This is a genomic window from Bacillus sp. FSL W8-0629 (genome assembly GCF_038593225.1).
GTDB classification, from domain to species: Bacteria; Bacillota; Bacilli; order Bacillales; family Bacillaceae; genus Bacillus; species Bacillus altitudinis.
In genome coordinates, this window is the sequence record NZ_CP151975.1 from 3,641,487 (window position 1) to 3,666,476 (window position 24,990).

Annotated in this window: 21 protein-coding genes and 1 pseudogene; 10 read left to right on the forward strand and 12 right to left on the reverse strand. The window is 41.8% G+C overall.

Going from position 1 to position 24,990, the window contains the following annotated elements:
* Positions 1–17: 17 nt before the first annotated feature.
* The 8 genes and pseudogenes from NSQ17_RS18865 to NSQ17_RS18900 form a co-directional block, all read right to left on the reverse strand.
* Complete coding sequence (locus tag NSQ17_RS18865) at positions 18–1,088, reverse strand: DNA alkylation repair protein (protein ID WP_342467691.1); 1,071 nt, start codon at positions 1,086–1,088, stop codon at positions 18–20.
* Positions 1,089–1,343: 255 nt separating this feature from the next.
* A complete protein-coding gene (locus tag NSQ17_RS18870) occupies positions 1,344–2,672 on the reverse strand; it encodes a GntP family permease (RefSeq protein WP_251210605.1) in 1,329 nt (442 codons plus the stop codon).
* 24 nt (positions 2,673–2,696) lie between these two features.
* Positions 2,697–4,241, reverse strand: coding sequence for a gluconokinase (gntK, locus tag NSQ17_RS18875; RefSeq protein WP_144679013.1), 1,545 nt, complete (start codon positions 4,239–4,241; stop codon positions 2,697–2,699).
* 185 nt (positions 4,242–4,426) lie between these two features.
* Positions 4,427–5,260 (reverse strand): MurR/RpiR family transcriptional regulator, encoded by an 834-nt coding sequence (locus tag NSQ17_RS18880; protein WP_034646848.1) that lies wholly within the window; start codon positions 5,258–5,260, stop codon positions 4,427–4,429.
* Positions 5,261–5,376: 116 nt separating this feature from the next.
* Positions 5,377–6,312: a nucleoside hydrolase gene (locus NSQ17_RS18885; RefSeq protein WP_327878542.1), complete on the reverse strand. Its 936-nt coding sequence runs from the start codon at positions 6,310–6,312 to the stop codon at positions 5,377–5,379.
* A 60-nt stretch (positions 6,313–6,372) separates the two neighbouring features.
* Positions 6,373–6,898: pseudogene (locus NSQ17_RS18890) on the reverse strand (DUF1433 domain-containing protein).
* A 60-nt stretch (positions 6,899–6,958) separates the two neighbouring features.
* Positions 6,959–7,438: a DUF1433 domain-containing protein gene (locus NSQ17_RS18895; protein WP_342467692.1), complete on the reverse strand. Its 480-nt coding sequence runs from the start codon at positions 7,436–7,438 to the stop codon at positions 6,959–6,961.
* Between the two features lie 81 nt (positions 7,439–7,519).
* Positions 7,520–8,026: a DUF1433 domain-containing protein gene (locus tag NSQ17_RS18900; protein ID WP_327878544.1), complete on the reverse strand. Its 507-nt coding sequence runs from the start codon at positions 8,024–8,026 to the stop codon at positions 7,520–7,522.
* 130 nt (positions 8,027–8,156) lie between these two features.
* Here NSQ17_RS18900 and NSQ17_RS18905 point away from each other — a divergent pair, with 130 nt between their 5' ends.
* The 3 genes from NSQ17_RS18905 to NSQ17_RS18915 all read left to right on the forward strand — a co-directional run bounded on the left by NSQ17_RS18905 (position 8,157) and on the right by NSQ17_RS18915 (position 11,823).
* On the forward strand, positions 8,157–9,641 hold the full coding sequence (locus NSQ17_RS18905; RefSeq protein ID WP_342467693.1) for a lipase: 1,485 nt from the start codon (positions 8,157–8,159) through the stop codon (positions 9,639–9,641).
* Between the two features lie 12 nt (positions 9,642–9,653).
* Positions 9,654–10,064, forward strand: coding sequence for a hypothetical protein (locus NSQ17_RS18910; RefSeq protein WP_024720438.1), 411 nt, complete (start codon positions 9,654–9,656; stop codon positions 10,062–10,064).
* An 82-nt stretch (positions 10,065–10,146) separates the two neighbouring features.
* Positions 10,147–11,823, forward strand: coding sequence for a hypothetical protein (locus NSQ17_RS18915; RefSeq protein WP_342467694.1), 1,677 nt, complete (start codon positions 10,147–10,149; stop codon positions 11,821–11,823).
* Positions 11,824–11,838: 15 nt separating this feature from the next.
* Here the strand turns inward: NSQ17_RS18915 and NSQ17_RS18920 are convergent, their stop codons facing one another.
* Complete coding sequence (locus NSQ17_RS18920) at positions 11,839–12,738, reverse strand: LysR family transcriptional regulator (protein ID WP_025208260.1); 900 nt, start codon at positions 12,736–12,738, stop codon at positions 11,839–11,841.
* A gap of 171 nt (positions 12,739–12,909) precedes the next feature.
* On the opposite strand from NSQ17_RS18920, the gene NSQ17_RS18925 reads away from it, so the two are divergent.
* The 7 genes from NSQ17_RS18925 (at position 12,910) to NSQ17_RS18955 (ending at position 22,504) form a co-directional block, all read left to right on the forward strand.
* The gene (locus tag NSQ17_RS18925) at positions 12,910–13,905 is read left to right on the forward strand and encodes a LacI family DNA-binding transcriptional regulator (protein WP_160758274.1); all 996 of its coding nucleotides are present in this window, start codon (positions 12,910–12,912) and stop codon (positions 13,903–13,905) included.
* A 172-nt stretch (positions 13,906–14,077) separates the two neighbouring features.
* Positions 14,078–15,343, forward strand: a complete 1,266-nt coding sequence (locus NSQ17_RS18930) for an extracellular solute-binding protein (RefSeq protein WP_342467695.1) — start codon at positions 14,078–14,080, stop codon at positions 15,341–15,343.
* A 145-nt stretch (positions 15,344–15,488) separates the two neighbouring features.
* Positions 15,489–16,727, forward strand: coding sequence for a sugar ABC transporter permease (locus NSQ17_RS18935; protein WP_045033662.1), 1,239 nt, complete (start codon positions 15,489–15,491; stop codon positions 16,725–16,727).
* 1 nt (position 16,728) lies between these two features.
* Positions 16,729–17,571, forward strand: a complete 843-nt coding sequence (locus tag NSQ17_RS18940; RefSeq protein WP_007497274.1) for a sugar ABC transporter permease — start codon at positions 16,729–16,731, stop codon at positions 17,569–17,571.
* An 11-nt stretch (positions 17,572–17,582) separates the two neighbouring features.
* On the forward strand, positions 17,583–18,791 hold the full coding sequence (locus NSQ17_RS18945) for a glycosyl hydrolase 53 family protein (RefSeq protein WP_342467696.1): 1,209 nt from the start codon (positions 17,583–17,585) through the stop codon (positions 18,789–18,791).
* 23 nt (positions 18,792–18,814) lie between these two features.
* Complete coding sequence (locus NSQ17_RS18950; protein ID WP_342467697.1) at positions 18,815–20,881, forward strand: beta-galactosidase; 2,067 nt, start codon at positions 18,815–18,817, stop codon at positions 20,879–20,881.
* 294 nt (positions 20,882–21,175) lie between these two features.
* Positions 21,176–22,504: a citrate:proton symporter gene (locus NSQ17_RS18955; RefSeq protein WP_335364426.1), complete on the forward strand. Its 1,329-nt coding sequence runs from the start codon at positions 21,176–21,178 to the stop codon at positions 22,502–22,504.
* A 44-nt stretch (positions 22,505–22,548) separates the two neighbouring features.
* Here the strand turns inward: NSQ17_RS18955 and NSQ17_RS18960 are convergent, their stop codons facing one another.
* The 3 genes from NSQ17_RS18960 to NSQ17_RS18970 are packed head-to-tail and all read right to left on the reverse strand — an operon-like array spanning position 22,549 to position 24,880.
* Entirely contained in the window at positions 22,549–22,977 is a 429-nt protein-coding gene (locus tag NSQ17_RS18960) for a DUF4064 domain-containing protein (RefSeq protein WP_047946709.1), read from the reverse strand.
* 26 nt (positions 22,978–23,003) lie between these two features.
* Complete coding sequence (locus NSQ17_RS18965) at positions 23,004–23,954, reverse strand: ABC transporter permease (protein WP_216895377.1); 951 nt, start codon at positions 23,952–23,954, stop codon at positions 23,004–23,006.
* Positions 23,951–24,880 carry an ABC transporter ATP-binding protein gene (locus NSQ17_RS18970; RefSeq protein WP_342467698.1) on the reverse strand — a complete coding sequence of 310 codons (930 nt, stop codon included), beginning with the start codon at positions 24,878–24,880 and terminating at the stop codon, positions 23,951–23,953. The genes NSQ17_RS18965 and NSQ17_RS18970 overlap by 4 nt, the downstream gene beginning before the upstream one ends.
* Positions 24,881–24,990 lie beyond the last annotated feature (110 nt).

Below are 24,990 nucleotides of genomic sequence, written 5' to 3' on the forward strand. Positions count from 1 at the left end.
GCATGAAAAAACCCGCCTCAGTGGCGGGTATCAGATTGTTGACAAAGGGCTAAAATGAACTTGATTTTAGCCCTTTGTCTTCTTTTCAGCGTGATAGAAAACCTTTGCAGTCTAGGAAGGACGAGTACTGGCGCGGAGCGAATTTGACATTCGTGAGCAGCTGCTGTGACTTCGAAATCGACAGACGCTTTTGGGATGCCGTTGATGATGATGGTTAATGTATGAATGCCCTCATAGTGCTTTCTCGTTGTCATATTTTGAAACGACTGTGACCGGACAAATTCTCTATACAGCGCAGATCCTGTTTCAAATTCTGTGATTTTAAATACCTTTTGATTGCGTGTACCACGAGCTTTCACGTAATCAACGGCATACTCTACGCGCAGCTTTAATGGCTTATCAACCTGAAGAATAAAATGAAAGGTCAGCTTCTCTCCAATACGAACGGGGTCTTGCGTCACCTTCAAATCCGTTACTTGGATAGACGGATCATCTCCATAGCCAAATAAAGCCATGATATCTGGATCGCCTTTTTTTAATAACGTACGGGATGCATGTTTGACAATCCAGTTTGTATGTTCATTGGTTCCATACCAGCTTTTGACCATTTGCTTCATGAGGTCTGGCTGAATTGCAGAAATATCATTTAAATGATTCGCTACACTTTTTTGCACATACTTGGCCGAATCTGACTTCAAATTTTCTAAAATGGGCAGCGTGACAGAAGGGTCCTTTTTCAGCGCAGGGACGGATAATCCCCACGGCAAACGAGGCCTGCATCCTTCACTAGCGAGACGGCGAATATGTTCATTTTGATCCTGTGACCACACAAGCATCTGCGCCAGCATTTTCTCTTGATCTTGAATGAGAAAAGGTCGAACGGCAAATTCAGCAGTGGAAAACGGTGTAAAGAATTCAAGTGCTTTGATCGAGATATCCCAATGGTCAACACCATATGTCTCGACGTAGTCTGGAAATACAAGCGCACTGAGCCCTGTAAAATGCGGTGCTGTCTGAAGCAGTACATCGATTGCCTTCTCATAATCCTCAGGCAGACAGGCGTGCATCGATTCAGTCACTCTTCTCATTCGTCCTTTTAACTCCAGCTGCTCCCAATCCTCTTGAAACACGAGCTGCTGAAAGTGATCAGCATCAAATACAGTTGACGCTTGCGCCAGTTTTTCTGCTAAATGTTGAATAAATGTTTCATTATATACATGTTTTAAAGGTTCGATCGTGTCCGCCTCCCATAGCTCAATATCATTATTTTATCCTAAATTGTCAAAAGCGGCATAACAACAAGCTAAAACAGCCCAATTCCGAAGAATTGAGCTGTTGTCCCGTTATATAAACATATTAATAATCATAATAAATGCAATGGCGCTAACGGAAATGATGGTCTCCATAGCCGTCCATGTCAAGAACGTCTCTTTAATGGTCATACCAAAATACTCTTTGATCAGCCAAAAACCAGAGTCATTGACATGAGACAAAATCAGTGAACCCGCTCCTGTTGCTAAAACAAGCAGCTCTCTGCTCACATCCGGCATGGATGCAGCGATTGGGGCTACAATTCCGGCCGCTGTCATCATGGATACTGTAGCTGATCCTGTTGCCACACGAATAACCGCAGCAATCAGCCAGCTAAGTAAAATCGGTGAGATTGGGGAGTGTTTGGCTAAATCAGCAATATAATCCCCAACGCCTGAATCGATCAGTACATTATTGAACGCTCCGCCTGCACCAATCACAAGCAGAATGGAAGCGATCGGTCCCAAACAATCGTTACTGAATGACAGCACTCGGTCACGGCTCATCCCTTGTATAAAGCCAAGACTAAAGAAAGAATACACTGTCGCAATCAATAAAGCTGTTATGGGATCTCCAATGTACTTGAACATCTGATACCACATACTATCCTCTGGCAAAATAATATCCGCCAACGTGGCAAGCAGCATAAGAATGACCGGCACCAAAATGGTAAACATCGTATTCGCAAAACCAGGAAGCTTTCGATCAGCATGTCGTTCCGTGAATTGCTTTCTGAGCAGATCTGGAACTGGTTTATGTATCCGTTTTCCAATCCACTTACCGTACAGCGGTCCAGCAATAATAGCTGTTGGCAAACCGACGATGATTGAAAAGAAAATCGTTTTTCCCACGTTGGCATGATAGATGCCTACTGCTGCCATGGCAGCTGGGTGAGGCGGAACTAGCCCATGCACAACAGACAATCCTGCGATTAATGAAATCCCAATCGTCACGAGCGAAATGCCCGTTTCAATCGCAATGGTAAAGAGTAAAGGAATGAGAAGAACGAATCCGACCTGGAAAAAGACAGGTATCCCCACGATAAAGGCTACAAACATCATCGCCCAATGCACATTCTTCGTCCCAAAACGACTGATGAGTGTTTGAGCTATCCGCTCAGCGCCCCCTGACTCAGCCATCATTTTCCCAAGCATGGTCCCAAGCGCTAGTACAATCGCCAGTAACGATAACGTGTTCCCTAATCCCGTTTTAATCGATTGAATGATTTCCTGTAAATCCATTCCTGTAGCAAAGCCTACTAGCATAGAGGTAATGATCAAACTCACAAACGGATTCAACTTAGCGACTGTAATGAGAATGAGTAAAAGGACAATCGCCGCAATCACAATGAATAAAAGCATGTTCTCCCACCTTTTCCCCGATGTTTAACGATTTTGTTTTAATTGCAACGCACTAATGACATCAAATTCATCCTTCAGTTTGTCATAGAGACGCTCATATAAATAAAACAGCTCTATGTATGTTTCATTGTTCTTCATATTTGGTTCATGGCGGGCAGAAATACGAATCCATTCCTGCACCTCTTCTATCTCTTCCATATGACCTAAACTATGAAGTGCAAGGACAGCCGCCCCAAGTGCGGAAGCCTCGTAGCTTTCTGGAACGAGCACTTCTCTGCCCATCGTATCCGCCAAAATCTGTCGCCATAGAGGGGATCTCGCAAATCCACCAGAAGCCCTGACATCCTTCGCTGGACCTGTTAAATCTCTTAGTGCCACACCGATCGAGAAAACACTCATAATGACGCCTTCTAACACGGCTCTAATAAAGTGCTCGCGCTTATGCTGAAGACCGATCCCGAAGAACGTGCCTCTTGCGTTTGGATTCCAATAAGGTGCACGCTCACCTGTTAAAAATGGAAGAAACAGCAGTCCTTCTGAGCCAGCTGGAACCTTCTCTGCAATATCAATCATCAGATCGTAAGGGTCTACACCTAGACGCTTTGCTACCTCCACCTCGGAAGACCCAAATTCATCCTTGAGCCATCTCAGCATAATTCCGCCGTTATTGGTCGGTCCTCCGACGACCCAATGCTTGTCCGTCAATGCATAGCAAAATGTTCTTGATTGCTCATCTGTAATTGGCTGATCTACGACTGTACGTACTGCACCACTTGTCCCAATCGTGACTGCTACCTCACCTTTGCCAATCGCACCAACACCAAGATTCGCTAGTACACCGTCATTTGCACCCACAACAAATGGTGTATCTTCTTCAATGCCCATTCGCAGCGCAATTTCTGGCTGAAGCCCACGCAGCTGATGCGTCGTTGGAACAAGTTCAGACAGCTGATTCACCTGAATTCCTGCAATACGTAGTGCCTCCTCGTCCCATTGAAGCGTTTCCAATCGGAACAGTCCTGTTGCTGATGCGATTGAATAATCGACCACATACTGACCGAAGAAATGATAAAGAACATACTCTTTGATGGAAATGAATTTTGCTGCCTGATTGAAGACGTCAGGTGTCATTTCCTTGATCCATCGTATTTTTGAAAGCGGTGACATTGGATGGATCGGTGTTCCGGTTCTTTTATAAATTTGAAAGCCATCTAAGTCCGTTATGATTCGTTTCGCTTGTTCTGCACTTCTGTTATCAGCCCAAATGATACTGTTTGTTAATGCTTTTCCATTCTCATCCATGACGATTAAGGAATGCATCGCCGTACTAATTCCCACACCTATGAGGTTTTTTGCATCAAATGTTGCTTTCGTCAATGCGCCTCTTACACTCGCAATCACAGCATCTAAAATATGTTCAGGGTTCTGCTCAACCCATGCTGGCTGGGGGTGAATGAGGTCATAAGGAACAGAATGCTTTGATATGACTTTCCCCTGTGGTCCAAATAGAACCGCCTTTGTACTTGTTGTTCCAATATCCAAACCAATTACCGCCTGGTTTCCCTTCATCTGTATCACGCCCAATCATTGATTTGAAATAAAGTGTCGTGGTGCCGGTGTACCTGATAAATCCCATTATAGGAATATTTTTTTCGACATTCAACGACCAAAAAGAAAATAATTTTCATTTAAAACCTTAGAATCGTTACCACAACAGCATTTTTCACTAATAGAAAAATTTATTTTTGAAACCATTACACTCTTTTTTGAGAAATGGTTTCTCTCATTTGCTTTAAGTTTGTTAATGTTTCCTGCTGCCTTAAATGTGCAAGCGCAAAATATAGCACATCAATCACAGTAAGCTGGGCAAGCCTAGCAGACATCGCTTCCGTTCGGAAAGCCGTTTCTTGCGTTGATGTATACAGCGTGACATCTGCAAGCTGACTCAATGGAGAACGCTGATAGCTTGTAATGCCAATGGTTTTCGCTCCTTTTTCCTTAGCTGTTTTCATCGCATCCAGTAAATCCTTATTTCGACCAGAATGAGATATACCAAGCACTGTGCTCTTTTGATCAAGCAGACCTGCCGACATCGCTTGAAAGTGAGAATCTGTATGAACAATACAGTTGATGCCTGTTCTCATAAATTTGTGAAAAGCATCTGTGGCGATGAGTCCAGACCCACCACTGCCATAAAACTCTAAGCGCTCTGCTTCATGGATTAATTGTACGGCTTTTTCTACATCTTCTGGATTCAACAATTGAAAACTATCCTTTAATGCAGTGATGTTCGCCTGAAATACCTTTTGCATAAAAACGGCAGTATCATCGTCAAGACTCATCTCTTCATCTACATAATCAGGCTTCGTTTGGTCTATTTCCTGGGCAATAGCAATCTTCAAATCTTGATACCCCTCAAATCCAAGCCTTTTACAAAGACGAAAAATCGTTGCCTCTGAGCTCGCTGTCTTTTTGGCAAGCTCGACAATTGACAAATGGATGATGTCGCGGGGCTCACTCGTAATGTGCTCAGCAATTGCTTTCAGTTTTGGCGGCAATCCTCTGCTTGCTGCCCTTATCTTATCCATACTACTTAAACTGACAGAAGCCAATTGACTTCACTCCTTCCTCATTTATGTGAGCGCATACATTTCCTCATGTTCCCATCTTATAAAAAAGAAGCCTGTTTGCACAGACTTCTTTTTTAAGAATTCAAGACTTTGATCATTAAATCAAAAAACCCTTCAGCATCTACATCCATACACACTTGAAGATTGCGATCTTTTCCCCATTGATGCTGAAAATCACATATCATTTGACCATCGCAGAACTCACTCTTCGTCTCCACTTCTACATGAAAAACCTGTGTATTCACAAGTTGTTTATCAATTGCAAGACTTACAGCAAGCGGATCATGCATGGCACATGCCCACATCCCATTCCGCTCAAAATAGCGCTGGCGGTAAATGCTTGTGCTCTCTCTGATATAACTAGCTAACGTTTCATTTTGAATGGTATTAATTCTCTCATCCGTTAACAAGACCTGTCTCGTGACATCCAGCCCTACTTGAGTCAATGAAGGGAAACCAGCCTCCAGCACCAATTTCGCCGCTTCTGGATCTGCATATGTATTAAATTCCGCAACCGGTGTGACATTCCCCTGTCCCTGCACGACACCCCCCATAAAAATGACTTCTTTCACGTGATGAATCAGCTCAGGGCATTTTTTTACCGCAAGGGCTAAATTCGTTAACGGTCCTGTCAACACAAGCGTAACCTGCTTCGAATACTTCAGCACTTGGTCAATGATAAAATCAGGCGCAAAACCTTCATCTGCGGTCTTCTTAGGCTCGACATCTTTTAAAGCGCCGCCAATTCCATCCTCCCCATGCACCCGATGTTCATAATGAGGGGCTCTCAAAAGAGGCGTTACTGCACCTTTGATGACAGGGATTTCCTCTGCCTCAACCAACTCAAGCACTTTACACGTATTCAACGTCGCCGCTTCAACAGACACATTCCCGCACACCGTTGTGATCCCCAACATATCAAACCGCTTACTTTTCACTGCAAGCAAAATACCAATCGCATCATCAATTCCAGTGTCTACATCCAAGATCAATTTCTTTTTATTTGCCATGTTTGAAAGCTCTCCCTTGTTTGTAATTGTTGTTAGGGGAATGATAGCATATTACTTTGGTCATCGTTTGTTAAAGAACATACGGCTAACGGATATTTTCCACTCTTTTTCTCCAATGTCTCTCAGATACTGTTCACGTTCCTCCTTAGTAAAACTTTTAAGATAATTTTCTTTCACTTCCGGCTCATCTTTATATTCTTCCCAATCTATAAAGCGGTCTGATAATTCAGGGTCATAACTCATTGAACCGATCTTTTTAGCTCTATATTGTAAAGAAGCTGAGAAACCATACTTCTCCGGCTCATCATTTATATATCCTCTAATTACGATGTAGCCCATTGGATCAATAGTTACTCTCTTCTTAAACGTTATGGTCTTAATAAAGTGATGGATGTCTTCTTTGCGTAAACATTCTTCTATTTTAGGCTTCATTTTTTCTGCGAGCTCTTCTGCTTTTTCTTGATCGCTCTTTTCTTTTACCCACATCATTTGATTTACTTTGCTTATTGTGCTAAGTGATTAACGAAGTCACTGAAACAATGATGATAACGATCAAAACAGATACAAGTTTTATTGTGTTTTTCATGTCTACCGTTGCCACCTTCTTAATAATGAAAAATAAAAAAGGTAATTCATTAACTTTTTGTTATTCCTCCCCAATATCCTTAAGATACTGTTCACGTTCTTTTTCAGAGAGTCGTTTAAGATAGTTTTCCTTTATTTCAGGCTCATCTTTATATTTATCCCAGTCTTTAAAGCGATATGATAAATCAGGAGAATGACTCATCGAACCTATTTCATTAGATTTGTATATTAATGATGCAGAAAAATGATATTTTTCTGCATCTTTATTTATATATCCATCAACTGTGACATAACCCATAGGGCTTATAGATACATTTTTTTTAAATGTGATGGTTTTAATAAAATTGTGAATATCTTTTTCATGTAAATATTCTTCAATTTTTGGTTTCATCTTTTCTGCGAATTCTTCGGCCTTTTCTTGATCGCTTTTCTCTTGCACTACTTCATCTGAAAAACTCTGATGAATGTACTCTACAACAAACACAGTTACGGTGATGACGGCGACCACAATTATGATAGAAAATTTCATGATATTTTTCATAAAAAGCCAAACTCCTTAATGAACTTTAATCAGCTGACTATTGAATTTGACAAAATAAAAACAGGTAGGCTAGTCCCTGTTTTACTCTTTTTCGCCAATATCTTTGAGATATTGCTCTCGTTCTTTTTCAGAGAGTCGTTTAAGATAGTTTTTCTTTAATTCTGGTTCATCTTTAAATTTATCCCAATCTTTAAAACGATATGACAACTCAGGATCATAACTCATTGAACCTATTTTTTTAGCTCTATATTGTAAAGAAGCTGAAAATCCGTACTTCTCCGGTTCATTATTTATATAGCCATCGATTATAATATCCCCCATAGGATTGATGGTCACATCTTTTTCAAACGTTATGGTTTTAATAAATTTATGAATATCTCTTTTGTGCAAGTGCTCTTCAACCTTAGGTTTCATCTTCTCTGCAAAATCTTCTGCTATTTCTTGATCACTCTTTTCTCTTTCTTCCACGATATTTTTTCCTCCTGCATCGTTTGTTTCTTTTTTCTTATCAAAGTTTAGAATAATTAACATCACCGAGATAACTACGACGAGAACTAGAACACATATAATTTTAATTGTGTTTTTCATTTATACAATATCCACCTTTTATTGATATAATACTTGCTCTTTTTTGTATAATAAGCCATGTATTTATAATAGATATTTATACCAACCTATAATATAATTAACATAGATAAATATAACAGGAGTGTTATTATTGCCCATTAAATCAAATCAATTTAAGCTTACTGACGAAGATTATAAAGAAATATCATCAAAATCTTATGCAATTAAAAACTATAAGCACTCTCAAGAGATAGAAATTAGTAATGGTCAAATAATGTATGTTGTTGACTATCAAGAGACAAAAAAAGGTCTTAATGCACTAACCCTTGTATCCGAGATTGATTTCGAGCGCTCCGATGGCGGAAAAGACCTCACCAAAATTAAAAACGCCGTCATCGCCTACCGCGGCTCAGAACCAATTGGCGCAGGCCAATATAAAGATACCATTAAAAAACATGGAAAAAAAGAGTCAGATGATCTTCTTTCTACCATTTTGACAAAGCTGCCTCCTTTTAGCCAGTCAGAGACGTCAAAGGAAGTCACGACGAAAGTGACGACAGGGACAACGACCTATACAAATGAGATTGTACAAGATTGGTTGATTTCAGATACGAAGTATTTGATTAAAAATATCCCCTTTGAACACGGTGCAGAGAATCAAATGGTGCAGGCGGACCGGTATGCAAAAGAGATCCATAAGAAAATGCCGAATGCGAAGATGTATGTGACAGGGCATTCACTTGGCGGGTCAAATGCTTCTTATGTTCTTGTCAAAAATGATTTTATTCAAGGCGGGGTCACCTTTGAGAATCCGAATATTTACCCAAATCTATCGGATGGTCTGCAAGCCAAAGCATTAAAAGGTGATTACCGTAGTAGATTAACAGAATATATCAATCTCAATGACGGGCTATCTCTCTTAAATCGTCATACGACAGAAATCGGTCGTGTGAAAGTGATGTATGATGCCGCTTTACCTGAAGGCGTCGATTACACTGAGGACTCCTCAAAGGCCGTCCAATTTATGAAAAATCTCCTCAATCGGGCAATGAGTGTGAACCCTTCACTTGATGCGAATTTATTTCTTGAAGCCCTCGCCGGCAGCCATGGCTTAGACCGGTATTCCTTTTCGTCAGATGGCTCCGTTCAAAACATTGATGATATGTTGAGAAAAAACCCTTCTCTCACTGCCGCCATGTTACATCAATTGAGCCAATCAAATGTCCATCCGCAAAGTGTGGTAGCGATTTTAATCAAGTCGCATGTTCTCATGAACACAGGTCGTAAATTCTCTACATATGCCGAGCACCATATGCAGCAAATCATTCGTAAAATTGAGAAACTCGATGACAAAGTGGATCAATCGGTGGAACGCGTCCGTTCAAGATACAAACAAATTGTCGGTTTTGGCTCGTATGATCAGCTGACGGCTTCAGATGTGGATGCTGTGATTCGCCACTTAAAAACAGAGGGTCTTGAAAATGAGTTCTATTCGGTCAAAAAGTATGATGCAGCGATTGATCATGCGATGGATATGAAAAGGTGGATGGATTCAATATCAGATGATATGAGCCAGCTAGGAAAACAATACCACGATGCAGATACAACCCTTGCCAAGAATATGGGTATTTCTTAAGGAGTACGACAAATGGAATTTTCAAAGAAACAACCAACAGACGCAGATCGTTTTTTGCAGAGAGTGACAGATACGCATACATCAAGCTCCATCTTCTCTCAAGCAAACTTTAACACGGAAGACATGACACCAGCAGAGCTGGCTGCTTTGAAGGCAAAGATCAAAGAAGAACAGAAAACAGCGCTGATCAGAGCCATCCGGCATCAACTTCAAAATGAATTTGCAGAGGATCGCCAAGAAGCCAAAAAAATAGTAGATCTGATTGATGACCTTCTGATTAACGTGTACAAACATCAAAGGAACATCCAAACCCATATGTCAGGTGAAGCCATTGACGCCTTAATCGAAAAAATTGAAAAAAGACTCACATTTTTTGAGCTGAAGGAAGATGTTCAATCCGCCATTGATTCGATCGGCATTTAAATGAACCTGCCATCCGGTGAATCTTTTCCACGCCTCACTCGTATATACTAAAAGAGTGATTGATTTGAAAGGAGATCTGTTTGTGGGATATATGTTGTTATTTTCGGTTGTGATCGGTCTTGTCCTGACCCTTTTGCTCACACCACTCAGGTTAATCGTTAGAAAGAAAGGGACTGAACAACAGGTGCCGCTTATGTGGATTGCGGGACTGGCACTGCTGTTTATCATCGGGATTTTCGGCTTCTACTACATCACCAATTTAGACCGCAACCCATCATCACTGTGGCTCATTGGACTTGTTGTGACAGCAGCAGGTGCCTTTTTATCAGTGGGATTGGAGCGGAAGATCAAGGGCGTTTTATTTCTCATATTATTGCTGCTCGGTGTTTATATGGCAACCGCTTTTCTATTTAATGCAAATGAGAAATTCGACGTGTCTAAAATGGAGCAAAAAGTCGAAATCAAAGCGTTCGATGAGACAGAGACACCTGCGAGTGTACCACCGCAATTTGCTCGCAATAAGATGAAGAAATCGTTCGGGCAGGTGCCAAACACGAGTTACTACGAGCTTGGCAGCTTGCAAATTCAGAAGGTCAATGGTGAGTATGTGTATATCGCACCCGTCGAGTTCTCCGATTTCTTTAAATGGATTCGTTCTGGTAGCACACCGGGTTACTTTACACTAAGTGCGACCGACTCATCTGCCAATCCAAAGTTTGTGAAAACCGAGATGGTCTATACGCCTTCTTCCTATTTCAATAAGGAAATTGAGCGGCATATCCGTCTTCAGTACCCAGATTTGATTTTCTATGGAGACACGCAGCTGGAGATCAATGATGATGGCAAGCCTTATTACATCCAAACATTTGGAGATTTCATCTCTGCACGAAACGGGTTTAAAGCTTCAGGTGTGGTTGTTGTGGATGCCAAAACAGGTGCAACGAAGAAATACGCCTTAGACAAAGTACCAGCCTTTATTGATGGCGCTGTGTCGCCAGAGGCCGTCAGTCTGCAGAATAGTTACTTCGGCAACTATGTACATGGTTTCTGGAACAGCCTCTTTGGAAAATCAGATGTGAAGCTGCCTTCAGATGAGGGGACTGAAGCCAATGTAAGTCCGGTGTTTGATTCAAAAGGGGATATGTATTACTTCACAGATTTCACCAGTCCAAAAGAGGGCGTTGATTCCATGCTCGGGTATGCACTAACAAATGCCCGAACAGGAAAAGCCACGTATTATACGGGTAATCTTGAAGAATCCTACATGGATTCACAGGGAGCTTTGCAAATTATTGAGAAACGATTTATCGAGAAGAAATGGAAGGGCCGCATGCCGATTCTTTATAATTTCTACGGGGAAGCCAGCTGGCTTACACCTGTTCTCGATTCAAACGGGTTCCTGCAAAACTACTTTATTGTTTCGGCAGCCAATCCTGAAATCGCCGCATACGCTTCTACACCAAATGAAGCACTAAGAGCCTATAAAACAGCTCTTCAAAAAGGCGGCGGTACCGTCAATAGTTCATCAAAGCAAGAAAAGAAAGAGTCAACAGGCAAAGTGAAGAGGGTGTATAAGGAAAAGACCGGTGATTATACAACCGTCACCTTCTTACTAGACGATGGGAAAAACTACACCATGTCATCTGAAAAAGAGCCTCTTATTATTTATTTAAAAGAAGGCGATCAAGTCAACATGAAGTACACAGATACAGGTGAGATTTTCCTCCCAGTCGATGAAATCAACATCAAAGGATTATAAAAAAAGACGTTTCTCCTACTGCGGAGAAGCGTCTTTTTTCTCTTTTCTCAACAACTCAACAAGCAATTCCTTATTTTTATTCCCACCTGTCATCGGGGATTCGACATAGGAAAATGTCCGTTTAAAGTCCATTCCCCTCACAGAAATGACAGCCAATTCCCCGCCAATGCTGCCCCGCTGGAGGACATATTTAGATAAAACAGACAGCCCCATTCCATGAATGACAGCTTCTTTAATCGCTTGATTGCTGCTAAATGTCACAAAGGTCCGCGCTTTCAGTCCATTTGATTTCAGGACATGCTGTAAGTATTCTCCTGTCCCAGATCCTTCTTCTCTTGTGATCCATGTTTCATTTTGCAATTGATCAATGGTGACATCCTTTTTCTTTGCAAACGGATGGTCTAATGGGGCAACGATATACAGTTCATCCTCTAGGAACGTTTCTACAGAGAGTTCTTTGTCATTGGTTTGTCCTTCGATTAGTCCGATGTCGACATGGAACAACCGAACATGTCTAGCGATCGCCTCTGTATTATCAATGACTACTTCAATATCAACATGCGGATAGAGCTGATGAAATTGTGCCAAAATTTGCGGCAGCACATACTCCCCAATGGTAAAACTCGCTCCAATCGTGAGCTTCCCTCGTGCCAGATGATGATGCTCATAAATATCCTGCTTCGCCTGTTCATATAAACGAATGATTTGTTTTGATCGATGGTACAGCATATCCCCAGTTGGCGTCACCGTTAATTGCTTTGGCGAACGATTGAGCAGAACCGTCTGAAATTCCTGCTCCAAGTTCTTAATGTGAAGACTGACACTCGGTTGAGAAATCCGTAGCTTCTGAGCTGCTTTTGTAAAGTTTTTCTCTTCTACCACTGTCACAAATGTCTTCAGTGCATCATAATACATCTGTCCCTCTCCTATCAGAAATCTTAATCCTACATCTTCAATACATATATCTTACTAATTCCTTTCCAACTCGTAAAGAACAGCCTAAACCAATCAATTTAATAAAAATATTTACTAATTTTTTTAAAGACTCTATACTGAAAGGAGATATTTTCTATAGGAGGTGCTGACTTGGCAGCTAAAATAAAGGACATTGCGGAAAAAGCCGGATTATCCATCGCCACCGTGTCTCGCGTACTGAACCAAGATCCCAACCTATCGGTTACGGATCAAACACGAGAGAGAGTATACGCGGCAGCAGAAGCTTTGTCCTATCAAAAAAAGACATTTAAACATTCACTAAAAAAAATTGCCTTTCTCTATTGGATGACCGAAAAAGAAGAGCTTGAAGATATTTATTTCAAATCCATTCGTCTAGGCATTGAGGAACTCACCAATACCAGAAGCTTAAATGTTACCGCTTACAACCCATCTGATGGTCTTCAATCGATTGATCCTTCTACAGAAGGCATCATCGCCATCGGTCGATTTAAAAAAACTGAGCTTGATCAATTATATGCGATCACAAAACATATTGTCTTTATTGATACATCACCAGATGAAGACCGCTTTGATTCTGTGAAACCAAACCTGAAACGAATTGTAGAAAAGATTATCGATTCTTTTATCGAAAAACAGCACACATCCATCGGATTTATTGGCGGGACAGATCTTGATCTCAATACAAATAGGTGGATTCCAGATATTCGTGAAACGACCTTCCGCCAGTACATGACAGCACACAACAAACTGGATGAACAATTGGTCTATATCGGTCACCACTTCTCTGTAGATGAAGGCTATTCATTGATGATGAAGGCGATCGACGAGCTCGGCGATCACCTGCCAACCGCTTTTTGTGTCGCAAGTGATCCTCTTGCGATAGGTTGTTTACAAGCATTAAATGAACGCGGTTTTTCTTTACCAAATCGAGTGAGTGTCTTTAGTATCAACGATATTCACGTCTCTCAATATGTGTCACCACCGCTCACAACTTATCACATCCATACCTCTTTACTTTGCGAAACAGCTGTCGATTTACTTTTAGAAAGACTTGTTGATGGCAGAACATTACCAAAAACCGTGCTGATTGCCTCAGAACCTGTCTTTCGGAAAAGCACGATATAAACAGCTGGAAGGCCTGCCGTATATGGTGGGCTTCTTTTCTCTTTATTTCAGTAAAAAATTTTACTTAATAAATTTAATAAAATGTGTTTACTTTTTTTACTCAAGTTGATATTCTCACATTAAGAAAGCGTTTTCTTATCATCTGTGAAAAAAGAACGAGAGGGGATTACGAATGAAAAAGGGAAAATGGGCGACATTATCGGCAGTCGTTGGTACTGCTGTGCTGCTGCTGTCAGCATGCGGACCAGGAGATGACAATTCAAGCGGTACACTGCCGGCATCTACAGGTACAAAGACCTTGCTAGTGTGGGAGGATGTCAAAAAGTCTGATGGGATTCAAGACGCCGTCAAAGAATTTGAAAAACAAAACGACGTGAAAGTCAAAGTGGTCGAAAAAGCATATGCCGACCAAATTGAAGCGCTTCGTCTTGATGGCGCAGCCGGCACTGGTCCAGATGTCATCACCATGCCTCACGACCAAATTGGATCAGCTGTCACAGAGGGATTGTTACAAGAAATCAAACCAGATGAAAAAGTGATCAATTCCTTCACAGACGAATCGATTCAATCACAAACGATAGATGGTAAGCTATATGGCCTGCCAAAATCCGTTGAAACCACTGTGCTTTTCTATAACAAAGACCTTGTCAAAAAGGCACCAACGACACTCGATGACTGGTATGACCTTTCGAAAAAGCTGACAAAGGACGGGAAATACGGTTTTGTTGCGAAGTGGGATGAAATTTACTACGCACAAAGTGTATTAGGCGGTTCAGGTGGCTATATTTTCAAACAGAAAAACGATGGTTCTTATGACGTCAATGATATTGGTCTTAATAACGATGGTGCCATCGAAGGCGGAAAATACATTCAGACATTCTTTAGCGAAGGACTTTTCCCGAAAGGTATCATTGGTGAGCAAGGAATCAATGTCCTCAATTCCTTATTCACTGAGAAAAAGGCGGCGGCTGTCATTTCTGGTCCATGGTCATTTGGTCCTTATAAAGAAGCGGGTATCGACTATGGCGTGACGGAACTGCCAACACTCCCTAACGGAAAACATATGAGCTCGTTCTTAGGTGTAAAGAGCTACAACGTCTCCTCTTATTCTAAAAATAAAGAACTTGCCGAGAAATTTGTTGAGTTTATCACGAACGAAAAAAATTCGAAAAAGCGCTTTGAAGTAACAGAGGAAATTCCACCAGTGAAAAAGCTGATGAAAGACCCAGTCATTACTGAAAACGCTAATGCGGATGCTGTTTCAAAGCAAACGAAATATGCCACGCTGACACCGAACAATCCAGAGATGGCAGAGGTGTGGAAGCCGATTGACAGCGCATTAGGGCTGATTGCGACTGGCCGTACCGATGTGAAAAAGGCATTTGATGATGCGGTTAAACAAATCGACTCGCAAATTAAAGCGAATCACTCCAAATAAACATCAAGCGCAGGTAGCTGTTCATCTATCATGCTGCCTGCACTTGATCTAATTTCATATGAAGTAGGTGTTAAACGTGACGGGTAACCTTGAACTAGACCGCACACACATAGTGGAATCAAAGACACACCGGAGACGGGCGCTAATGTTCTCTCTTATACCCGGGATGGGGCAAATATACAACAAACAGTATGGCAAAGGGGCACTCTTTTTCCTGTTTGGCGTTTCTTTTCTACTTGTGTTTTATGATTTATTCAATATTGGCTTCTGGGGGCTGTTCACACTTGGTACGATGCTGCCTCGTGACAACTCTGTTTTCCTTTTAGCAAAAGGAATTATTGCACTTTTAACAGCTGGATTTGGCATCGGTTTTTATGTACTCATGATACGAGATGCATTTATGAACGGAAAGAAACGTGATCAAGGGGTTCCGCTTCATTCCATCCGTGCTCAATACCATCAGCTCATTGATCAAGGCTTTCCTTACTTAATGAGCACTCCTGCTTTCTTTTTACTTCTATTCTCTGTTGTCTTTCCTATTATGTTCAGCTTTGCGCTGGCCTTTACAAACTATGATTTATACCACTCGCCTCCTGCCAATCTCATTGATTGGGTAGGCATCAAAAACTTTCAAAATATCTTTTCAATCGATATTTGGAGAGACACATTCATTGATGTACTAGGCTGGACGGTCGTATGGACGTTGGCTGCATCGACCCTTCAATGTGCTGTCGGCATTTTCCTAGCGGTTCTGCTCAATCAAAAAGATTTAAAAGGAAAACGGTTTTTCAGAACGATTTTGATTCTGCCGTGGGCTGTTCCAGGATTTGTGACCATTTTGGTGTTTGCTGGATTGTTTAACGACACGTTTGGTGCGATCAACAATACCCTTTTTGCATCGATTGGAATTGATCCAAAACCATGGCTGACAGATCCATTTTGGAGCAAAATCGCTCTTATTGCGATGCAGACTTGGCTTGGTTTTCCTTTTGTGTTCATTATGACAACTGGCGTTTTGCAGGCCATTCCTGAAGATTTATACGAGGCTGCAACCATTGATGGGGCAAATTTCTTTCAGAAATTCCGTTCCATTACATTACCGCTTGTCCTCTATTCAATTGCACCTATATTAATCACGCAATATACGTTTAACTTTAACAACTTTAATATCATCTATTTATTTAATGGCGGGGGGCCACCTGTTGCTGGATCTACAGCGGGGGGCACAGACATCTTGGTGTCTTGGATTTACAAACTGACGATGCAGTCTTCTCAATATGCACTCGCTGCCGCTGTTACGATCTTACTGTCAATCTTCGTCATTGCCATTGCACTTTGGCAGTTTAAGAGAACGAATTCATTCAAAGAGGAGGACATGATGTGATATGGGATCAAAACAAAATAAGCTCATTCGCCTGAGTATCACCTATTTCATCCTTTTCATTGCCTCCGTTTGTATTCTATATCCACTCCTTTGGACGATCGGCGCTTCCTTTAATCCTGGGAACAGCCTGATGAGCACAAGCATGTTTCCGAAGAATCCAACGTTCAGCCACTTTACAGAACTCTTCTTCGGTCAGGGAGCACTTTATGCAAAATGGTATTGGAACTCAATGAAAATCAGTATTGCGACTATGCTCTTAACGTTGATCCTTGTCAGCTTTACAGGTTATGCCTTTTCTAGGTTCCGATTCAAAGGACGCAAGAATGGACTGATGCTCTTTTTGCTGCTGCAAATGATTCCTCAATTTTCAGCGCTGATTGCCATATTTGTATTGGCTCAAATGCTTGGACTCATTAACAGCCATCTTGCATTGATTTTGATTTATGCAGGCGGACAAATTCCGATGAATACGTATTTAATGAAAGGCTATCTTGATGCGATTCCAAAGGATCTCGATGAATCAGCCAGAATGGATGGCGCAGGGCATTTCCGGATTTTCATCCAAATTATTATGCCACTTGCCAAGCCGATTTTAGCCGTTGTTGCCATCAACTCATTTACAGGACCGCTCGGTGATTTCATTATCTCCAGTGTCATTGTCCGCTCACCCGAAATGTATACGCTCCCAATCGGTCTATACAATCTTGTATCAGACAAAATGGGTGCCAGCTACACGACCTTTGCAGCAGGGGCTTTACTCATTGCGATTCCAGTTGCTTTATTGTTTCTTGTTTTACAAAAACAATTTGTATCCGGCCTCACACAAGGCGGGACAAAAGGATAAGGGGAGATTTGATGAAGAAATGGTTGCTTGTCACTGTTGTCGTTTTCTTTCTGATGGGGTTAGGTATTCTGCCTGAAGCAAAGGCTGATACGATTTCGGTGAAACCGATCAATGGATTGCAAGGTGATTTCATCAAAGGAGCCGATATCTCCATGCTCGCAGAAGTGGAGCGAAGCGGCGGCAAATACTACAACCAAAATTGGCAGCAGGTTGATCCGCTCAAGCTATTAAAAGAGAAAGGTGTCAACTATGTGCGCATCAGACTCTGGAACCATCCATACGACAACCAAGGCCGTGCCTATAACGGGGGGACAAACGATTTAAATACCGCCATTTCTCTCTCGAAACGTGCAAAAGCACAAAATATGAAAGTGCTGCTTGATTTTCACTACAGTGATTTCTGGACCGATCCCGGTAAACAGTTCAAACCGAAAGCTTGGACCAATCTCTCCCAAAGCGATTTAGAAAAAGCTGTTGGCACTTACACAAGCGATGTACTTAAAGCGATGAAAGCACAAAATGCCCTACCAAATATGGTACAGGTCGGGAATGAATTAAATTCAGGTATGCTTTGGCCGAACGGAAAGAGCTGGGGTGAAGGCGGCGGTGAATTTGACCGACTCGCTGCTTTGCTAAAAGCGGGGACAAATGCTGTCCGCTCTGTCGATTCAAACATCAAAGTCATGCTTCATCTTGCACATGGAGGGGACAATGGCGCATCTCGCTGGTGGTTTGATGAAATCACCAAACGAGGCGTTTCGTTCGATACGATCGGTTTATCTTACTACCCGTATTGGGACGGGGGATTTAGCGATCTTACTAACAACATGAATGATATTAGCGCCCGCTATAACAAGGATGTCATCGTGGTAGAAACCGCCTACGGCTTTACAACAGCAAATGGTGACAACCTCGATAACTCATTTAACCAAGATTCAGTCAATACGGCCGGTTATCCAGCATCACCACAAGGGCAGGCATCTTTTATACGAGATCTATCAGAAAAAATTTCACAAGTAAAAAACAATCGCGGGAAAGGGTTCTTTTATTGGGAGCCGCTTTGGATTCCAGCAAAAGGTGCGCCATGGTCTAGTCAATACGGGCTCGCTTATATTCAAACAACCGGCACAGTCGGGAATGCTTGGGAAAATCAGGCCATGTTTGATTTCAACGGAAAAGCCCTGCCTTCTCTTGATGTATTTAAACAAATGACACCGTAATTAAACAGATAGGACGTGACAAAATGGGAAAGCGTTACCCACTCGTTCACCCAAATGTGAAAGGCTTTTTGCATGGTGGCGACTATAATCCTGATCAATGGCTTCATATGCCGGAGATCATTGACGAAGATTTTCGATTAATGAAGCTTGCACACTGTCAAACATTCTCTATCAACATTTTCGCTTGGAGCAAGCTCGAGCCAAAAGAAGGGGAATATGATTTTGCCTGGCTGGATGATATCATGGACCGCTTGGCAGCGCAGGGAGCTCACGCCATTCTCGCCACGCCAAGCGGAGCAAGACCTGCTTGGCTCTCGCAAACATATCCAGAAGTCTTACGCGTTGAAGCAAACCGCCAGCGCAACTTACACGGACTTCGCCATAATCATTGCTTCACCTCACCGGTTTATCGAGAAAAAACGAATACACTCAATCGTTTGCTTGCTGAACGCTACAAGGACCATCCAGCGCTGATCATGTGGCACATTTCAAATGAATACGGCGGTGAATGTCATTGTGATCTTTGCCAAGAAGCATTTAGAGACTATTTGAAAGACAAATACAACCATGACCTTGAAGCTTTGAATCAAGCATGGTGGACGGGATTTTGGAGCCACACCTTTACCGATTGGTCGCAAATCGAGTCACCTGCACCGCACGGGGAGCACATGATTCATGGCATGAACCTAGACTGGAAGCGTTTTGTCACAGCACAAACGATCAATTTTTATCAAAATGAAATTGAACCACTACGAGAATTAACACCTCATGTGCCAGTAACCACCAATTTTATGGGCGACTATCCGCATATGCGTCCATTTCTTGGACTGGATTATCATCAATTTGCAAAAGAAGTCGACGTGATCTCATGGGATAGCTATCCAGCATGGCATAGCGGCAGAGAATCCACTGCAGAATTAGCGTCAAACGTCGCCTTCGTTCACGATTTGTATCGTTCATTAAAGGGCGGTCAGCCGTTTCTTGTGATGGAAAGCACACCAAGCCTCGTGAACTGGCATGAAGTGAATAAGGTGAAGCATAAAGGAATGGCACACCTCTCTGCCATGCAGGCGATTGCCCACGGGTCCGACTCCGTCCTTTATTTCCAGTGGAGACAAGGCCGGGGCGCCTCTGAAAAATTCCACGGCGCTGTTGTGGATCATTCAGGACATGAACACACGCGTGTGTTTCAAGAAGTCGCTAATTTAGGAAAACAGCTGGAGCAGCTTCAACCGATTGCGGGTACATCCGTTCAACCAGAGGTCGCCATCATATATGATTGGGAAAACCATTGGGCAATTGATGATGCGCAAGGCTTAAATAATACCAACAAACGCTATGTAGAGGCTTGCCAAACTCACTATCGCAGTTTCTGGAAAAAGGGTATCCCTGTTGATATTGTCGGGATGGAAAAGGATTTCTCATCCTATCGAGTGCTTGTGGGGCCAATGCTCTACATGATCAAACCAGGCGTGGCAGAAAAGATCGAAGCATTTGTCAAAGAGGGCGGCATTTTTGTGGCAACATACTGGAGCGGCATGGTCGATGAAAACGACCTCTGTTTCCTCGGTGGTTTCCCTGGCCCTCTCCGCCATGTACTTGGTGTTTGGGCAGAGGAAATCAACACATTGATGCCAGATGAACACGTCTTAATGACCACAGGAAATGGACGCACCTACCATGTCGGGCAATATTGCGAATCCATTCACCCAGAATCAGCCTCTGTGTTAGGGCATTTTGAGAATGGCTGCTATGAAGGACAGCCCGCCCTTACTGTCCGTCCATTTGGCAAAGGGAAAGCATACTATATGGCTTCTGAAAATGAGCAAGCGTTTTATGATGATTTTTACGAAGATCTCATCACAGGAATAGGGATAAAACCGATCCTATCCTCTTCAATTCCAGAGGGAGTCAGTGTCCAGAAACGAACAGATGGATCGCAGGACTTTGTGTTTATGATGAATTTTACAGAACAGCAACAGAACATTTCACTAGATTCAGCGGAAAGCTATGAAAATATGCTGACTGGACAGCATACATCTCAACAGTTACAACTGAATCCTTACGAATACGTTATTTTGAAAAAATAGTGTGAAAGAAGCGTCCATCCAAAGGGCGCTTTTTACTTTTTGTTGAATCTAAATACCTATATATTTTCTCCCGATAGTAGATTATCAATAGAAGTATTATTTTTTATCTAAATTTTTTGACATATTGAAAACCGCACCATGATTGGCCCCGCCATCCTTTTTTACCATTGTATAGGTATGAAAGCGGTTGCCTAATACTCATATTTTTGATACTCTTTTTTTCAATGCAAATGTGGGATTGCATTGGTAAAAAAACAAACAAATGTAAACGGTTTATTGTAGGGGGAGGGGCTTATGTTAACGTTTGTTGGATTGTTGATTATTTTAACGATTGTTGTTTTGCTGATTTGGGGGAAAGCAAGTCCAATTGTCGCCATGGTCATGGTGCCTTTAATAGGGGCGCTCATCGCAGGATTTGGTATCAATGACATTCAAACTTTCTTTGAACAAGGGATTATCAAAGTTTTGCCAGTGGCGACCATGTTTATCTTCGCCATTTTATTTTTTGGCATTTTACAAGATACAGGGTTCTTTGAACCTGTAATTAAAGCGTTAATCAAGCTGACAAAAGGGAATGTTGTCACAGTTGCGATGGGAACTGCCTTGATTGGGGTCATCGCACACTTAGACGGAGCAGGCGCTACAACCTTTTTATTAACTGTACCTGCACTGCTTCCGCTTTATAAAAAATTACATATGAGTCCTTATTTATTGCTATTGTTAATCGGAACGAGTGCTGGATTAACCAATATGATTCCATGGGCTGGCCCCACAGGACGGGCAGCTAGTGTCCTAAATATGGACCCATCTGAACTGTGGGTACCGCTTATTCCCATTCAGCTGATCGGGGTCGTGCTCGTATTAGGAATGGCATTCATTTTAGGAAAAAGAGAAGAAAAACGAATTCGGGTGAAAATCGCGGCAAATGAAATAGCTGCTGTCCAATTAGAAGGCGCCGATTGGGATCGTGCTATTCAATCGATCAGCGAAACAGGCGATGCGTCTTTAAAGCGTTATCACTTAATGTGGGTCAACCTCATTCTATTTTTAGCTGTTGTTGTCCTTCTCGTGCTGAACGTGATTCCTGCTAGTTATATGTTTATGATTGGTCTTTCACTAGCACTTCTGATTAACTTTCCAAATGTGAATGTACAAATGGAGCGAATTAAGGCGCATGCCCCGAGTGCACTAATGATGGCAGCTGTAATTTTCTCCGCAGGTTCTTTTTTAGGAATTCTTGAAGGAACGGGCATGCTGAAGGCGATTGCAGTAGACAGTATTCACATTTTGCCAGCTTTCTTACTGCCATTTTTACATATCATTGTGGGGATATTTGGGGTTCCGCTTGATATGCTGACAAGTACGGATGCCTATTATTATGCACTATTGCCGATTGTCGAATCGATTACATCAGAGGTTGGTGTGCCAGGGACATCTGCGGCATACGCCATGATGATTGGAAATATCATCGGCACCTTTGTCAGCCCCCTTGCACCTGCTGTATGGCTTGCCATCGGTCTTGCAGGGGTCGATATGGGGAAACATATCCGCTACTCCTTCTTTTGGATGTGGGGGTTCAGTATCGTTTTACTCATCATCGCCAAACTGATTGGCATCATATAAAAAAGAAAGACATGCGCAAACCAGCGCATGTCTTTTTCTTTGAATTATGAAGGATACTCACTCGTGTGAATGTCTGTTTTCGGTTTTCTAATGAGTGACATCAATCCAACGATTAGCAACAAGATCATCGGAACGAAAGCAAGACCAACAGTTCCAATTAAAAGAGTCACAGCCGAAACCAAGAAAAGAATACCAGAAAGCACGGCACGGCGGTCTGTTTTCAAAACAATCACACCAACAAGGGCTAAGACAGCCGCAATTGCAGAAACAACCATAAACTGAACGCCAAAGGCATGAACCGATGCCTCAAGTGTTTCAACTGGCAAGGCGCTGCCTTCCTCTTTTAACACTTCATTCATTTCTTCATAAAATGCTGGGTCCACAGAAAGCATCAACGCCCCAAAACCAACACCAATTACGTTGAGGACAATACTGATAATCCCCATAATTTTTTCACCTTTACGCTTAATCATTGATAGAAACCTCCTAAAAAGTTAAATTAACCTGTTTTTACTTCTCGCTTTTGGAAGACGATTAAAGCAACCGCCAAGAAGATGGCCCAGTAAATGACTAGGACCGTTAGTGAGAATCCTAGGGACATGCCTTCGATAAAAGTAACCTGTTCCTTAAAGTATTGAGATGGATCATTTGCGAATAACAAATATTTTGTCCAATCAAAGAAGAGCATTAAAATACCTGTAATCGTTCCACCTACAATATAAGCTAACACACTAATGGCAATGGAGATAGCTTCACTTCCGAATATCGTTGATATAGCAAACGAAAGTGTCCCTAGCACAACAAACATTGCGCAATTAGCTAAATAATAAAAAACCATATTGGCAAACTGCGAACGTTCAATCACTTCACCATTTTGATAGATCAAACTCACATAATCAGTATTGAGTCCGAAGAAAATGGCACCCAATATAAATGACAAGATAAACAACACCACCACCAGTAGAAGAGCATACAGTTGCACCGTAATATATTTAGATATTAAGATTTTTAGTCTTGATGGTGGACGAATCAATAATAATTTAATTGTACCATGCTTGTATTCAGCCGAGACAATGGTGGAAGCGATAATGATCACAAACACACCTACAAGCTGAAGTAAATTGGCGTTTGTTTTCACATAGTCCCATACACTGTCGCTAAACTGATCAGCTGGCGGCAAATTATGCTTAATTCGATAATCATTAATAGCAATCTCTTTTTCAAGGCTTCTTTTAAAGTAACCATTTTCTATTTCTTTGAGTTCCTTCTTGTTCTCAGTATTCATCATCTCTAGTTGGGCTTTCCAAGCTCCAGATGATTGATCTTCGTCATTTGTTTTAAGTGCAAAAATCAACGTCGCAATCATACCTAAAACAAGAAGCCCAACCATAATCCAAGTACCCACACGATAACTGATTTTCATCCACTCGTTTTGAATGAGGCGAATCATACGTCTGCCTCCTTTTTACCTGTTAAGCTTAAGAACTTATCTTCTAAGGTTTGTTTTTCTATTTTGATTTCGTACAAATGAATAGAAGCCTCGCTCAAATGACGAATCAATTGTGGCATTTTCTCTTCTAGGATGGAGAAGAATAAGTACTGCTCCTCTTCTCTAACTGTGATGCCTTCCTCAAATGCTTCAATGAGCTTTTGAGCTTCTTCAAGCTCACTTGATGCTACTTTCATTCGATAATTGACCAAATCATCCTGCTTCGTCTCTGCACGCTGATCCTCAATCGCAATCAGCTTTCCTTTTTGGATAATGGCGAAACGATCACACATCAATTCCATTTCTGACATGAGATGACTTGAAACAATGACAGCAAGCCCTTCTTCCTTTGCCAACCTTCTCAAGTAATCTCGTATCATACGAATTCCCTCTGGATCTAGTCCATTGGTCGGCTCATCTAAGATTAGCAGTTTCGGTTTATGTATCAATGCCTGAGCAATCCCCAAACGCTGCTTCATTCCTAATGAAAACGTACGGACACGCTTATGTTTCACATGCTGCAAACTAACTAGTTCTAGCAGTTCATCAATTCGACCTTCATCCACTTTTCCATTCATTCTGGCAAAATGAACAAGGTTTTGTCTTGCCGTTAAATGATTATACATTTCTGGATTTTCAATAATTGCACCGACATCTTGGATGGCATGCTGATATGAGGTTTGAATACTATGACCATTAATCAGAATGTCACCGGATGTAATGGGAGAAAGACCGACCATCATGCGAATGGTTGTCGTTTTTCCTGCGCCATTCGGCCCTAAGAAGCCAAAGACTTCGCCCGCTTTGACAGAGAAACTCAAGTCTTGAACAATCTTTTTCCCGCGAATATGCCTAGATACATTTTGCAGTTCTAAAACGTTCGTCACGTTACCTCTCCTTCTTTGTCTAAGTATCATCTATCATCTATTTCCTGATAAACACCATGATCCGTCAAAAATAGAAGAACACTTCCATATGGTACAGCAATGCCCAAAAG